Origin of the sequence: Bradyrhizobium sp. LA6.1 (assembly GCF_040547805.1) — a bacterium.
Taxonomy (GTDB): domain Bacteria; phylum Pseudomonadota; class Alphaproteobacteria; order Rhizobiales; family Xanthobacteraceae; genus Bradyrhizobium; species Bradyrhizobium barranii.
Genome location: NZ_JBEPQK010000003.1, coordinates 249281 through 263633 on the forward strand (window position 1 = coordinate 249281; position 14353 = coordinate 263633).

The 14353-nt window shown below is 60.3% G+C and carries 11 protein-coding genes; 8 read left to right on the forward strand and 3 right to left on the reverse strand.

Annotation, left to right across the window (positions count from 1 at the left end; translation table 11 throughout):
- Positions 1-42 precede the first annotated feature (42 nt).
- The 4 genes from ABIB99_RS08315 (at position 43) to ABIB99_RS08330 (ending at position 6587) form a co-directional block, all read left to right on the forward strand.
- Positions 43-1713 carry an arylsulfatase gene (locus ABIB99_RS08315; protein ID WP_354175724.1) on the forward strand — a complete coding sequence of 557 codons (1671 nt, stop codon included), beginning with the start codon at positions 43-45 and terminating at the stop codon, positions 1711-1713.
- Between the two features lie 242 nt (positions 1714-1955).
- Positions 1956-3602, forward strand: coding sequence for an arylsulfatase (locus ABIB99_RS08320; protein WP_354175726.1), 1647 nt, complete (start codon positions 1956-1958; stop codon positions 3600-3602).
- A 224-nt stretch (positions 3603-3826) separates the two neighbouring features.
- On the forward strand, positions 3827-5476 hold the full coding sequence (locus tag ABIB99_RS08325; RefSeq protein WP_208089440.1) for an arylsulfatase: 1650 nt from the start codon (positions 3827-3829) through the stop codon (positions 5474-5476).
- A 130-nt stretch (positions 5477-5606) separates the two neighbouring features.
- The gene (locus ABIB99_RS08330; protein ID WP_404979567.1) at positions 5607-6587 is read left to right on the forward strand and encodes an HAD family hydrolase; all 981 of its coding nucleotides are present in this window, start codon (positions 5607-5609) and stop codon (positions 6585-6587) included.
- A gap of 54 nt (positions 6588-6641) precedes the next feature.
- Here the strand turns inward: ABIB99_RS08330 and ABIB99_RS08335 are convergent, their stop codons facing one another.
- Positions 6642-6854, reverse strand: coding sequence for a hypothetical protein (locus ABIB99_RS08335; RefSeq protein WP_354118124.1), 213 nt, complete (start codon positions 6852-6854; stop codon positions 6642-6644).
- 346 nt (positions 6855-7200) lie between these two features.
- Between ABIB99_RS08335 and ABIB99_RS08340 the strand changes: the two genes are divergently transcribed.
- From ABIB99_RS08340 to ABIB99_RS08350, 3 genes are read left to right on the forward strand one after another with little or no spacing between them, the layout of a single operon-like run.
- On the forward strand, positions 7201-7821 hold the full coding sequence (locus tag ABIB99_RS08340) for a ParB-like protein (RefSeq protein WP_354118125.1): 621 nt from the start codon (positions 7201-7203) through the stop codon (positions 7819-7821).
- Between the two features lie 4 nt (positions 7822-7825).
- Positions 7826-8746: an MIP/aquaporin family protein gene (locus tag ABIB99_RS08345; RefSeq protein WP_354175437.1), complete on the forward strand. Its 921-nt coding sequence runs from the start codon at positions 7826-7828 to the stop codon at positions 8744-8746.
- 12 nt (positions 8747-8758) lie between these two features.
- Positions 8759-9412 carry a MarC family protein gene (locus tag ABIB99_RS08350; RefSeq protein WP_071913630.1) on the forward strand — a complete coding sequence of 218 codons (654 nt, stop codon included), beginning with the start codon at positions 8759-8761 and terminating at the stop codon, positions 9410-9412.
- Between the two features lie 206 nt (positions 9413-9618).
- Here ABIB99_RS08350 and ABIB99_RS08355 read toward each other — a convergent pair whose 3' ends face one another.
- Positions 9619-11058, reverse strand: a complete 1440-nt coding sequence (locus tag ABIB99_RS08355) for an outer membrane protein (RefSeq protein ID WP_354175438.1) — start codon at positions 11056-11058, stop codon at positions 9619-9621.
- Between the two features lie 849 nt (positions 11059-11907).
- Here ABIB99_RS08355 and ABIB99_RS08360 point away from each other — a divergent pair.
- The gene (locus tag ABIB99_RS08360) at positions 11908-13026 is read left to right on the forward strand and encodes a SphA family protein (protein ID WP_354175440.1); all 1119 of its coding nucleotides are present in this window, start codon (positions 11908-11910) and stop codon (positions 13024-13026) included.
- 279 nt (positions 13027-13305) lie between these two features.
- On the opposite strand, the gene ABIB99_RS08365 is transcribed toward ABIB99_RS08360, so the two are convergent.
- Entirely contained in the window at positions 13306-14298 is a 993-nt protein-coding gene (locus tag ABIB99_RS08365) for an ATP-binding protein (RefSeq protein WP_063983126.1), read from the reverse strand.
- Positions 14299-14353: the final 55 nt, after the last annotated feature.

The window sequence follows — 14353 nt, forward strand, 5'->3', positions numbered from 1 at the left end:
CACAAGAGGTCCTGCGCCTCGCTGCTTGGCGCGACGATATTGATGTCGCTGTCCGGGGCAGCCAGCACGCCGGCGACCGCACAGCCGGCACCGAAACCCAATATCCTCTTCATCATGGGCGACGACATCGGCTGGATGCAGCCGAGCATCTACCACCGCGGCCTGATGGTCGGCGAAACGCCCAACATCGATCGCATCGGCAACGAAGGCGCGATCTTCATGCACTATTACGCCGAGCAGAGCTGCACGGCGGGCCGCAATGCCTTTTTCACCGGCATGAATCCGCTGCGCACCGGGATGATTCCTCCGCAACTGCCCGGCAGCCCGTCCTATCTGCGGCCCGGCACTCCATCGCTCGCCAAGTTCCTGCTCGATCTCGGCTACAACACCGGCGAGTTCGGCAAGAACCATCTCGGCGACCACACCGACGCGCTGCCGACCGCGCACGGCTTCCAGGAGTTCTGGGGTTATCTGTATCACCTCGATGCGATGCAGGGCGTGAGCTTCCCCGACATCAACAAGTCCCCCACCCAGCAGACAGTTGCCCCGCCATGCAAGAATACGCCGATTCCCGGTATCCCGGAGGTACCGGGCGCGGTCGATCCGCAGACGACGGTTTGCCTGACGCCCCCGCGCAACGTCCTGTCGTGCAAGTCGGATGGTACATCCAGGACTCAGCAGTGCATCGACCAGGGCCCGCTGACGCTCGAGCGATCAAAGGGTGTCGACGAGGAAATCTCGGCCAAGGTCATCGACTTCATCGATCGCAACGACCCGAAGACGACGGGCAAGCCTTTCTTCGTCTGGTACAACCCGGCGCGCATGCATGTCACAACCGTGCTGAACGACAAGTACATGGCCATGGTCGGCGAACCGGGCGGTAAGGACTGGGGCGTCAACGAAGCCGGCATGAAGCAGATGGATGACAACATTGGCTACGTGCTGAAGAAGCTCCAGGACATGGGCCAGCTCGACAACACGATCGTCGTGTTCACCACCGACAACGGTGCCGAGACGTTCACCTACCCGGACGGCGGCACGACCCCGTTCAAGGGCTCGAAGATGAACACCTGGGAAGGCGGCATGCGCGCTCCGGCGGTCATGCGCTGGCCGGGCGTCATCAAGCCCGGGACCGTCAAGAACGACATCTTCGCGTCGCTCGACTGGCTGCCCACGCTTGTCAACATTGCCGGCGGAGCCAAGGGCGATGCGCTGAACAAGCGGATCATGGCCGGTGCCTATCCGGGCATCGTCAAGACCAAGCTCGATGGCGTCGATCAGACCGAGTACCTTTCCGGACGTTCGGAAAAGTCGGCGCGCGACACCTTCTTCTACTATTCCAGCAGCCATCCGTCGGCTGTGCGCTACAAGAATTGGAAGATGTATTTCGCGATCGCGCCCGAAACCGCGACGGGCTTCCTCTCGCCGGGCGTCCAGACCCAGTTCGCAGCCGGCATGGTTAACCTCAAGCGCGATCCATTCGAGACGTCGTGGGGCGATGAGAAAAAGGCGAGTTTCTGGATGAGCGGCGCGCTCGCCGGACCGGTCAGCGCTTACATATACGACTGGAACCTGCTGCCCATCGGGCAGGTGCTGTGGCTGAAGGAGCTGGAATCCTACAAGGAGTTTCCCCCCCTTCAGGATCCGGCGAGCTACAACCTGGATCAGGTCATGGAGCAGCTCAAGAAGGGTCAGGGGCACCCGAGCCAGTAGTTCGGATGCTTGTGGGTGATGCGGGCGCCCGACATAGGGCGCCCGCCAACGGAATAGCGAGCAAAGTGATCAAAGTGATCAAGGAGGCCGCGCCGGGCCGGTCGCCACCTCCACAAGCCACGTCCGCTTCCGGTGCATCAAGCGAACAGAGCCAATTGCATAACAAACAGGAGGAGCACGTCATGAGTAGCAAGCTTCCGCCAGAAGAATCCCACGACGTTGCGCCGCAATCGGGCGGCGGAATGAAACGCCGCGATCTGCTGCTGAGCGGCAGTTCGCTTGTGGCCGCTTCGGCGCTCTCGGCCGTCGGGCTGACAACGCCGGCACAAGCGCAGCAGCCGGCTCCAGCCCCCGCAGCGGCCGGCCAGCGGCCGAATATCGTTTTTATCATGGGTGACGACATCGGCTGGTTCAATATAGGTGCCTATCACCAGGGGATCATGGCGAGCCGGACACCAAACCTCGACAAGCTCGCCGCAGAAGGCATGCGCTTCACCGACTACTATGCCGAGGCCAGCTGTACGGCCGGACGCGCCAACTTCATTACCGGCGAGCTGCCCATCCGCACCGGCCTTACTACGGTTGGTCAGGCCGGCTCCCCGATCGGAATGCCGGCGCAGGCACCGACGATCGCGACCGCATTGAAATCCATGGGGTACGCCACGGGGCAGTTCGGCAAGAACCACCTCGGCGACCTCAACGAATTCCTGCCGACCATGCACGGCTTCGACGAGTTCTTCGGCTATCTGTACCACCTCGACGCCATGGAAGACCCGGCCCACCGCAACTATCCGCAAGCGCTACTGGCCACCGTCGGTCCGCGCAACATGGTTCATTCCTGGGCGACCGACGTCGACGATCCGACGGTGCAGACGCGCTGGGGCAAGATCGGCAAGCAAAAGATCGAGGATTCCGGACCGCTTTATCCAAAGCGGATGGAGACGGTGGATGACGAAATCCTGAAGATCACGTTCGACTTCATCGACAAGGCCAAGCGGGACAACAAGCCGTTCTTCGTCTGGCTCAACCCGACGCGCATGCACGTCGTCACGCACCTCTCCGAGAAGTACGAGAACATGCGCAATTCTGACAACGGCTGGTCGGTTTCCGAGGGCGGATTCGCCCAGCTCGACGACATCGTCGGCGCCGTCATGAAGAAGCTCAAGGACGAGGGCTTCGACGACAACACGATCGTCGCGTTCACAACCGACAATGGCGCGGAGAACTTCACCTGGCCTGATGGCGGACAGACGCCATTTGCAGGCGGAAAGGGAACGGCCATGGAAGGCGGTTTCCGCGTGCCCTGCATGATCCGCTGGCCGGGCAAGGTGCCGGCGGGAAAGGTCGAGAACGGCATTATATCCGGACTCGACTGGTTCCCGACCTTCGTCGCCGCAGCGGGCAATCCGAATATTGCCGACGAGTTGAGGAAAGGAAAGCAACTCGCCGGCAAGACCTACAAGGTCTACCTCGACGGGTTCAACCAGATGGACCTGATTACCGGAAAGGGCCCGTCTGCCCGCCACTCGGTCTTCTATTTCACCGAGGGCACACTGAGCGCGGTACGCATCGACGACTTCAAATATCGCTTCACCGATCAGCCGAGCGGCTGGTTAGGCGGCACGGTCAAGGTTGATTGGCCGATCCTCACCAACATTCGGCTTGATCCGTTCGAGCGCACGAACTTGCCCAACGGCGCGCAGGGGTCGTTGGCATTCTATAACTGGTTTGTTTTCGAGTTCTGGCGGTTCCAGTTCGTGCAGCAGGAGGTCGGCAAGCTCGCCCAGACGGCGATCGAGTTTCCGCCGATGCAGAAGGGCGCGAGCTTCAACCTCGAAGCCGTCAAGGAACAGATCGAGAAGGCCATGCAGTCGCACGCTGGCAAGTAGAATGTGCGGTGGGCGGGCGCTCCGCGTTGGGGCGCCCGCCCACAGAATAGCGAGCAAGTGATCAAAGAGGCCGCGTCGGGCCGGTCGCCACCTCCACAAGCCACGCCGGCTTCCGATGCGTCAAGCGAACAGAGCCAATTGCGTAACAACGGGAGGAGTACGTCATGAGCAATAAGCTTCCGCCTGGAGATTCCCACGACGCTACTCCGCAATCGGGCAACGGAATGAAACGCCGCGATCTTTTGCTGAGCGGGAGTTCGCTTGTCGCCGCTTCGGCACTCACCGCGGTCGGGCTAACAAGTTCTGCGCATGCGCAGCAACCAACACCGTCACCCGCGCCAGCCGGGCAGCGGCCGAACATCGTCTTCATCATGGGCGACGACATCGGCATGTGGAATATCGGCGCATATCACCGCGGCCTGATGGCTGGGCGGACACCCAATCTCGACAAGCTCGCCGCCGAAGGCATGCTGTTCACGGATTACTACGCGGAGGCGAGTTGCACGGCAGGTCGCGCCAACTTCATTACCGGCGAGCTGCCGATCCGCACTGGTATGACCACGGTCGGTCAGGCCGGCGCTGCCATAGGCATACCGGCGCAGGCCGTGACCATCGCCACGGCGTTGAAAGGAATGGGCTACGCCACCGGCCAGTTTGGCAAGAACCACCTTGGCGACAAGAATGAATTCTTGCCGACGGTGCATGGCTTCGACGAGTTCTTCGGTTACCTCTATCACCTCGACGCCATGGAAGACCCCGCGCACCCAAACTACCCGCAGGATCTGCTGAACGTCGTCGGTCCACGCAACATGCTTCATACTTATGCGACCAACGTGGATGACCCCACGGTGGACCCGCGTTGGGGCAAGGTTGGCAAGCAGAAGATCGAGGATGCTGGAACGCTCTATCCCAAGCGAATGGAGACCGTGGACGACGAAATCCGCGACCTGGCGATCAAGTTCATCGAGAAGGCCAAGGCCGACAACAAGCCGTTCTTTCTATGGCTCAACCCGACCCGGATGCACATCGTCACGCATCTTTCACCAAAGTACGAGGCAACGCGCAACTCCAAGAACGGCTGGTCGATACATGAAGCCGGCATGGCGCAGCTCGATGACGACGTCGGCATGGTGATGCAGAAGCTCAAGGATATGGGCGTGGACGACAACACCATCGTGGTCTTCACCACCGACAACGGCACCGAGGTCTTCACCTGGCCTGATGGCGGGCAGACGCCTTTCGCGCAGAGCAAAGGCACCGTCATGGAAGGTGGCTTCCGCGTGCCCTGCATGATCCGTTGGCCGGGCAAGGTGCCGGCCGGCAAGGTCGAGAACGGCATCATTTCCGGTCTGGACTGGTTTCCGACCTTGCTGGCGGCCGCCGGCAACCCGAACATTGCAGAGGAGCTGCAGAAGGGCAAACAGATCGGTGACACGACCTATAAGTGCTATCTGGACGGCTATAACCAGATGGACATGATTACCGGCAAGGGGCCGTCGAACCGGCACGAAATCTTTTACTTCGGAGAGAGCGAACTCGGTGCCGTGCGCATCGACGACTTCAAGTATCGCTTCATCGACCAGCCAAAAGGCTGGCTCGGCGAAAAAACCAAGGTTGACGTGCCCTATTTGACCAATCTTCGCCTCGATCCATTCGAGCGCACGGGCTGGCCCGATAACGGGAGTAAAGAAGGCGCGCAGCAATACTTCGACTGGTTCAAATACGAATTCTGGCGCTTTGTATTTGTTCAGCAGCAGGTGGAAAAGCTGGCGATGACGGCGATCGAGTTTCCGCCGATGCAAAAGGGCGCGAGTTTCAACCTCGATGCCGTGAAGGCGAAAATCGAGGCGGCCCGGGCGGCGGTGGGCAAGTAGCGCCTGGCATCGACTGGTTTCATGGCGGGCGCACCGAACTCCTGTGCGCCCGCTTGGCAACGGAAAGGAGTCGACCTTGAAACCGATCATCCGTTTTCCTGCTATCGATCGCCGCATCCTGCTCTCGTCACTGGCCGTCCTTCCCTTGCTCTCCGCCTCACTCCGCTCCACCTCCGCGCTGGCACAGGCACGCGATCCACTCCCGTCCTGGAACGAGGGGGCGACCAAGGCTTCGATCCTCGATTTCGTCGCGCGGGTCACGACGCAAGGCGGGCCTTTCTTTGTGCCGGTCGAGCAGCGCATCGCGACCTTCGACAATGACGGCACACTATGGGTCGAGCAGCCGATGTATGTGCAACTGGCCTTCGCCCTCGACCGCGTGAAGGCCATGGCGCCAATGCATCCGGAATGGAAGACCAAGCAGCCGTTCGCGGCGGTGCTGGACGGCGACCTGAAGGCGCTTGCGGCTTCAGGCGAAAAAGGATTGGTCGAAATCATCGCGGTAACTCATGCCGGCATGACGACGGCAGAGTTCGAGAAGATTGTCACGGATTGGTTGGCGACCGCGCGCGATCCCCGCTTCAAGCGGCCGCATACTGAACTGGTCTACCAGCCGATGCTCGAACTGCTCGCCTATCTCCGGGCCAGCGGCTTCAAGACCTTCATCGCGTCGGGCGGCGGCATCGAATTCATGCGGCCCTGGACCGAGCGGATCTACGGAATACCTCCGGAGCAGGTGGTCGGATCGTCGATCAAAACCCGATTTGAGATCAAGGACGGTGCGCCAACGCTCTTCCGGCTGCCCGACATCAATTTCATCGACGACAAGGCGGGCAAGCCGATCGGCATCAACGAGCACATTGGCCGGCGTCCGATCGCCGCCTTCGGCAACTCCGACGGCGATCTCGAAATGCTGCAATGGACGACGCTCGGCGCCAGTGGCGCGCGGTTCGGCCTGATCGTCCACCATACCGATGCGGAACGCGAATATGCCTATGACCGCGACTCGCATTTCGGGAAACTCGACGTCGCGCTCGACGCCGCGGCCGTCAACAAGTGGGCGGTCGTCGACATGAAGAAGGACTGGAAGCGCATCTTTGCCTTCGACTGACATCCTCTAAGGACCCATAAGTGCCATCTGGACGGCAATAGCCAGTGGACATGGTTACCGGCAAGAGGCACCCAACGCATTCCGGACTTGCACACCGACCATCTTTGTCGCCTGCGGCACCGCGTTCGAGGCGCGGACGTCCGCTGTTAACGCAAGGAGGACATCAGCCGGCGTTCCCGAGATCTGCTGGGCGAAGGTCGGACCAATTGTGAGAGCCAGAACGGAGGTCGACCATACCAATGCGCGCATGGTGGGAGTGATGTTCATGGTCAGACTCCCTCGAATTGACTATTCGAAGCTAAACCTGCGAACAGCATGCGCCATACGCTTCAGGATGGCCGCATCGTCATCGACCACAATCACGAAGCGCCATCATGTCCGTGTAGCCCCGGTACGGGCGCGCGCCAAGAGTCTTGGCCGACCGTTGATCCAGATCAATGGAATAGTCCACCGTGAGCACAACGAAGGGTCGTTGTTATAAAAGGCGGGCTTTGCCGACGGGCGCTGAGAATGTCCGGTGATCGGGACCGACCGGACGCGGCTGGCCCTGACGAGGCGACGACGACTTCTAAAAGCGAACATTTCCGGACTAGTGATCAAAGAAGTCTGCACGATGTCGGACCGTGAACCCATTCTCAAGCCCGTTGCGATCGCAGACCTGCGCCCGACCCAGATGACGGTCGGCATTCGGGAGGTCAAGGAGAAGCGCAAGCGCTGGCGCGACGAGAGCAAAGAGAAAGGAGCCGAGTTCCTGGGCAAGCACATGATCCCGGTCGTGCTTGGCCCGAAGGACCGCCACTACGTCATCGATCATCACCACCTGGCGCGTGCGCTCCATGAAGAAGGGGTCGAAGAGGTATTGGTTACCGTGGTGAAAAACCTCAGGACGCTGGAGCCCGATTCGTTCTGGTTCGTCCTGGACAATCAAAGCTGGATGCATTCGTACGACGACGAGGGCCGTCTGCGCCCTTACAAGGATTTGCCGAAGACCGTGGCCGGGCTTATTGACGATCCGTTCCGCTCGTTGGCGGGCGAACTGCGGCGCGCCGGCGGGTACGCCAAGGACACGACGCCGTTCAGCGAGTTCTTGTGGGCGGATTTTTTGCGTCGCCGGGTCAAGCGCAAAACCGTAGACACCCACTTCGAGGAAGCCCTCGAGCAAGCCCTGGAATTGTCCAAAAACGAGGAGGCGAGCTACCTGCCCGGCTGGTGTGGTCCCGTCTTGGAGGATTGAAGGCATGCCTATCCCGCTCGAAAAATCCGCAAGCGCGCCGATGACCCGACGAGCCGTGCAGGCTTGGTGCGAGAGGCTAACGGACAGCGGCATCGACCAGAGGAAAGAGCAACTCATGGCGCAAACAGTGGCCGACAGAACACTGAGCCATCTGGATCACGAGCTTGTCGCGTCGCTAAACGACTTCCACGATCCGAACCAAGAGTGGCGCCGCCTCTTCTCGGAGCTGCTCGGAACGTTCTTCCTCGTCCTCGTGGCCGCCGGTGGCGGCATGATGGGGCAGGCCTTTCCCGGCACGATCAGCCGTGCCGCTGCGGTCGTCGCACCCGGTCTGATGGTGATGGCGATCATCCTCTTCATGGGCAAGGTGTCCGGCGCTCATCTCAATCCCGCGGTCAGTATCGCGTTCTCGGTGCGTGGCGACTTCCCATGGCGTCGCGTACCGGGATATATCGTCGTGCAGTTGATCGGGGCGACGCTCGCGGCACTGTTCCTGCACGCCGTGATCAACGTGTCGGCCAGCTACGGGTCGAACTATCCCGCGTCGGGATACTCCGCGTCCGATGCGTTCCTGATGGAGGCCGTGCTGACCCTCGGTCTCGTCAGTGTCATTCTCGGCACGGCGTCAGGCGCTCAGAACATCGGGATCATCGGCGCGATCGGCGTCGGCGCGTACATTGCACTCGCCGGGCTGTGGGGGAGCCCTATCTCGGGAGCGTCGATGAACCCAGCGCGCACGTTCGGCCCGAACTTAATCGCGACCGACTTCACGAGCTATTGGGTGTATGTCGCAGGTCCACTCGTGGGTGCAGTTCTCGCAGTGGGTGCAGCATGGGTGCTCCGCGGTGCCGGCGGCGGCCGCGCAGGCTCAGGTGCGGCACAGGGGAGCCTTTTCACCGAAGTCGAGCACCCGGAGAAAGGGTGAGGCGCAGGCATAATGGGTCATGAACTCTCGCTGTTCGTGGGTACGTTCGCGACTTTGCTCGCGATAATAAATCCGTTCGAGGTCCTGCCGGTCTATCTGAAGATGCTGGAAGGCAAGGACGCCGCCACACATCGCAAGGTGGCATGGAAAGCTTGCCTCTATGCGCTGCTTCTATCTCTCTTTTTCTTGATCTTCGGAACGCTGATCCTACGCTTGTTCGGCGTGCCGCTGAGCATGGTCCGCATCGTCGGCGGGATCATCCTGATGAAGATCGGCTTTGAACTATTTTCACCATCCGCTTCCGGTGGCGTGATTCCGGCCAGCGGCGCGGATCAGAGCGGTAACATAGCTTTCGTGCCGCTTGCGATGCCGCTCATGTGCGGACCAGGCGCTATCGCCACCATCCTCGGCATGACTGCCACGATTAAGCGATCATCAGCGGAACTGGCCTCCTTCGTAGCGATCGTCGTGGCTATTTTCGCGACGATGGTCGTCACCTACCTGTGTCTGGCATATGCCGGGAAACTTTTCGACAAGCTCGGCGCAATGGGGATCGATGCTATCACCCGAATAGTTGGCTTCTTCGTCTCTGCGATGGGCGTTGCGCTGATCTTCGACGGTATCATCGAGGCATTGCAGACGCATGGTGTGACGATTCTGCGTTGAACTAGCTGTTGGTGGCGCCACGCAAATTCCGGGGCGATCTTGACCTCGGATGTATTCTGCCAATCGGAGATTTGTTCTGAACCGAACCGAGTCCGAGGTGGACCGTATTACGCGGCGTCGGGAAGTTGTCGGCCCACAGTACAAAGGACGCGATCATCCACTTCGGACACCGAGACACAAGTCTCGTTGCGCGCCAGGTTGCCGTGTCAATTAACCGGGAACAGCAACGCGACAGTAGTTCGCAGGGACCAGGCCGGAGCGCCGGTCGGACGTATCACGTTGTAATAGGCTTGAATCGATGCGTTGATCGGTTGATCACCCACTCTGAAAACCCGACCGATACCGCCGCCGACCGGCACTGTCCACCGCTCCCCCGACGCCGCGAGCCAATCCGCGGTGATGATGGGTGATGTGTTCAGGTACCAGCCGTGCGCCATGTTGTAGTTGGCGAAGGGCTGGGCGAGGAAGGCGTTGACGGGCGGTCGCAGTGGATTGCCGCCGACCGACCACTGGTTATTTAGCAATACACCGATCACCCAATGTGGCGGCGTGACCAGTAACACGGCCGTTGGGCCGAACAAGAATTTACCGGTCCCGAGGATGGGATCGTTTGCGGACGGAACGGTGAAGACTGGTCCCACGCCCCAGATCAGCGGCCCGGGATGCACGGGGGACACAAACAACGATTGAGTAATGTCGCCAATCCCGTTGGTGCTACTGTCGAAGAACGGACTCGGCTGGCTCACCAACGGAATGATGGTACGTGAGATTACGTTCCAGTCATCGTTTAAATGCATGGGCACGACGGGTTGAATGTTGAGTACTTCCTGGGTGCGATTGAATGGTCCGGTATTGAAATTGGTGTTGCTCTGAAACGGCACGCTGACCAAATCCGCGATCGGGTTTTGTGATTTCTTCTGTAGATCTTCGTCGTCTGAAGGTTCGTGGGAATGCTTCGGCGCCTCGGCCACCGCAGGAAGGCCGCTTTCGAATTTATAATTGATGCCAGCTTTGACCATTTGTAGGTCGCGGTTCAAAGCGACCGAGGGGACGGTGGGAGAACTCCAGTTCGATAGCCCAAGATAATCGTATTCGAGTTTGACGGTCCAATGCGACTTGAAGCCGTATTCGATGCCAGCGCCCGCCAACCAGCCGGTGTTCGTGCTGGTCCCGTTCCAAGCGGCGCCGGGGAGGTTCAAAGTAGCGCTGCTGTTGACCCAGCCGCCGCCAAGCTTGGCGAATACGAGCCATCGATCATCCACGAGGCCGACACGGCCCGCCACGGTGCCGATCCAGTGTTGATCTACAAAGGCTAATGTCGGAGCAGGAAAGACCGGATGACCGAAGCCGGCTCCATCGAACTCACCTTCGACACCAAACAGAAAGTGGCCGGCCTGGAAGTTATAGCCCGCCTGCACGCCTCCAACGAATTCGGTCAGGCCGCCATACAGATTGTTGCCGGGAATGTTCAGGCTGCCGTTGGACCATCCCCCACCGAAGTTGGCACCAACATAAAACCCTCCCCAATTATACAAAGGTGCCGCGATTGGTGCTTTGTATATCGGAGCTTTGACAGGCAGGTCGGACGCAAGAGCGGGTCCGCTCAACAATCCTGCCGCGATGCAAATGAGGAAAACTCTCTGCACTGTCGCCTCCTCAAGGTCGGCCACAACTCGCAAACATATGACCAAGAAGGTCTCTGACCAATCAACTTGTTTGATCTGCATCAAGCCTAGCTTGCAATGTCGATGCAGGTGACATTTCGGCCACAACGAAATTGAGTCTTCGTGCCGCTTCGTGTTCTTTAAGTGAACATCGTTGTCTGACTTTGCGATCGTCTCCTGTTTGAGAACGCGCTGGGCGATCTGGCAGTGATGCATTGGAATTTGTGCACATGGCGGTCATCAGCACCGCAATAGAAGTTTCGGCCAACGAGGAGGTTGCTGCGTAGCCGGCTTCCCCACGTCTTGGCCGTACAGGGCCTTGGCGTAATCGCCTCTGGCGTGAGCATCGACGGCATCCTCGAATGGGCCAGCGGCCACAGGTGCGGCGAAGGCTGACGCTAGAACGACGCCGACGAGCGTGAGCTTGAGGTTCATCGTCTGGCAACTTTGCTCTTGGTCACACTCGATTACCAATAAGCAGTCGTGAGGCTCAATATGCGACCTAGCAACGGCTGGCATCGCGTTGCAGCAAGAGACGCCGGCGAACGGCGATGCGAGCTTGTTGTTTTTCTCACTCGTTGGTGGGGGTCCGAAAATAGAATCGGTGGCACAAACTGCATACCCAACATTTCCAGCTATGAGAGGGTTGCAGTAGATCTGCTGTGGCGCCCGATCGGACTTGGGTTACCGAATGTGGCTCTTTGGTCGCAGCATTGATCTTTCTTGCGATAGATCTATCCCCGTTGAATTTTACATGATGAGCCCCGATCGCCTCGGGGGTACGCTGTCGCCGGATTGTATTCGGAGGTAACACATCTTACGAGGCACGACATGACAGTGAGCATTGCACTGGCGGCGGGGCAGAGTGAGCGATCGAAATCAGCACGTCCACGCAGACTTGGCGTTGCTGCATTCGTCTTGACGTCCGCGATCGTTGGTTTTTCCCATTGTGCTTTGGCCGATGAAGGCGGCGTCAGCTTCTGGGTCCCCGGTTTCTTTGGAAGTCTGGCGGCCGCGCCGCAGCAGCCGGGTTGGTCGCTGGCAAACATTTACTATCACACCTCTGTCTCCGCCGGCGCCGACGTCGCGCGTGCGCGCGAGTTCACGCTCAACAGGGTTCCGGCCAATGTTACCCTCGACGCAAAACTGAATTTGAACGTCAACGCCACGGGCGATCTTGGCTTTGTGATCCCAACCTATGTATTCGCGACGCCGGTTCTCGGCGGCCAGGCGTCGGTGTCCCTGTTAGCAGCCTACGGCGTCGTCGGCACCAGCCTGGCAGGCACCTTGTCAGGCGTGCTCACGGGCCCTCTCGGCAACAACGTCCCCTTCGCGCGGTCCGACACCATCAGCGACACCACGTGGGGCTTTGGGGATGTAGCGCCGGTATTCCAATTGCGCTGGAACGCCGGGGTCCACAACTACATGACCTATATCATGGGCGACATCCCGGTTGGCGCTTACCAATCCGATCGCCTGTCGAATATAGGCATCGGACACAGCGCGATCGACGTCGGCGGCGGCTACACCTATTTCAATCCGCAGACCGGCCACGAATTCTCCGGCGTGCTCGGCTTCACCTACAATTTCAAGAACACTGCAACGCAGTATCAGAATGGCGTCGACATGCACTTCGACTGGGGTGCATCGCAATTCCTGTCGAAGCAGGTCATGGTTGGACTCGTGGGGTATGTCTATAAGGAGCTCGGCTGCGACAGCGGTTCAGGCGACCGCGTCGGCTGCTTCCAGTCCCAAGTGGTCGGCATCGGCCCCCAGATAGGATTCCTGTTTCCGGTCGGCGACATGCAGGGCTATCTCAATTTGAAAGCTTACGGCGAGTTCGCTGCGGAAAACCGGCCATCGGGCTGGAATACCTGGGTCACCTTCTCTATCTCGCCGCCCGCGCCCGGAGCACCTCCGACGACAAAACCCATCGTCAGAAAATATTAGCAGCAACCAAGCTGCGGCTTGTCAGCTTGCTGATCATTCTTTGCAACACGCGGGCAACCGGTGGCACCTGGTCCCCGTCGAAGCTCGCTCCGGTGACCACCACCGATGCCGTAGTGCCGGCGCGTAGCAGGCGTCGCCTTCGCGCACGATTTGCGATCTCGCCCGCCGCGCCTGAAAGTACCGTCACGCCGACCCGGCACATGGTGACGAAGCAAGGCACGCGCCCTTGACCCCCGCCTTCGGGGAAGGGCGGCACGTAGGCGGGTTGCGATCCGACCGCTACTGCACCGTCAGCTTCACGCCGAGCCGCCCCGCAAGCTCCTGCACGAACTGCCAGGCGACGCGGCCCGAGCGGGAGCCGCGCGTGGTCGACCATTCCAGCGCCTCGCGCTCCAGCGCCTCGTCATCGACCTCAATGCCGAAATGGCTGCAATAGCCTCGCACCATGGCGAGATATTCGTCCTGGCTGCAGCGGTGGAAGCCGAGCCACAGGCCGAAGCGATCGGACAACGAGACCTTCTCCTCGACCGCTTCGCCGGGATTGATCGCGGTCGAGCGCTCGTTCTCGATCATCTCGCGCGCCAGCAGATGGCGGCGGTTGGAAGTGGCGTACAGGATGACGTTCTCGGGCCGGCCCTCGATGCCGCCTTCGAGCACGGCCTTGAGCGACTTGTAGGACGCATCATTGCCGTCGAAGGAGAGGTCGTCGCAGAACACGATGAAGTAGAAGGACGAGGCGCGAAGCTGTTCCATCAGCGCGGGCAGGCTCTCGATGTCCTCGCGATGGATCTCGATCAGCTTCAGCTTATCGGCGGCCTTGCGCTCCGCGTTGATGCTGGCATGCGCCGCCTTCACGAGCGACGACTTGCCCATGCCGCGCGCGCCCCAGAGCAGGGCATTGTTGGCCGGCAGGCCGTTGGCGAAACGCTCAGTGTTCTCCATCAGGATGTCGCGCATCCGGTCGACGCCTTTCAGCAGGAACAACTCGACGCGGCTGACCCGCGGCACCGCAGCGAGGCGGCCGTCCGGGTGCCAGACATAGGCGTCCGCCCGCTCGAACGATTCGCGTTCGACGGCCGGCTTGCCCTGGGCGGCGAGGTGCGCCGCGATCGTCTCCAGCGCGCGGACGATACGATCCTGGGAGAGGTCCGGGGCTGCCTTGTCAACTGCCTTGGGGGTTGCCTTGGGACGTTTTGCCGCGACGCGGGCTGGCATCCTGGCAGGGGTACGGGGGCCTTTGCCGGCCGGGCTTTTGCTTGGTTTTTTGGGCATGTCCGAAGTTCCTGAGAATGCAGCCTTATCGGGCCTGAGGCCGCGCCGCAAGATG

Coding starts and splice junctions, on each gene's coding strand:
- ABIB99_RS08365 (WP_063983126.1), bottom strand. CDS start 14,298: ATGCCCAAAAAACCAAGCAAAAGCCCGGCCGGCAAAGGCCCCCGTACC.
- ABIB99_RS08340 (WP_354118125.1), top strand. CDS start 7,201: ATGTCGGACCGTGAACCCATTCTCAAGCCCGTTGCGATCGCAGACCTG.
- ABIB99_RS08335 (WP_354118124.1), bottom strand. CDS start 6,854: ATGAACATCACTCCCACCATGCGCGCATTGGTATGGTCGACCTCCGTT.
- ABIB99_RS08345 (WP_354175437.1), top strand. CDS start 7,826: ATGCCTATCCCGCTCGAAAAATCCGCAAGCGCGCCGATGACCCGACGA.
- ABIB99_RS08325 (WP_208089440.1), top strand. CDS start 3,827: ATGAAACGCCGCGATCTTTTGCTGAGCGGGAGTTCGCTTGTCGCCGCT.
- ABIB99_RS08350 (WP_071913630.1), top strand. CDS start 8,759: ATGGGTCATGAACTCTCGCTGTTCGTGGGTACGTTCGCGACTTTGCTC.
- ABIB99_RS08360 (WP_354175440.1), top strand. CDS start 11,908: ATGACAGTGAGCATTGCACTGGCGGCGGGGCAGAGTGAGCGATCGAAA.
- ABIB99_RS08320 (WP_354175726.1), top strand. CDS start 1,956: ATGAAACGCCGCGATCTGCTGCTGAGCGGCAGTTCGCTTGTGGCCGCT.
- ABIB99_RS08315 (WP_354175724.1), top strand. CDS start 43: ATGTCGCTGTCCGGGGCAGCCAGCACGCCGGCGACCGCACAGCCGGCA.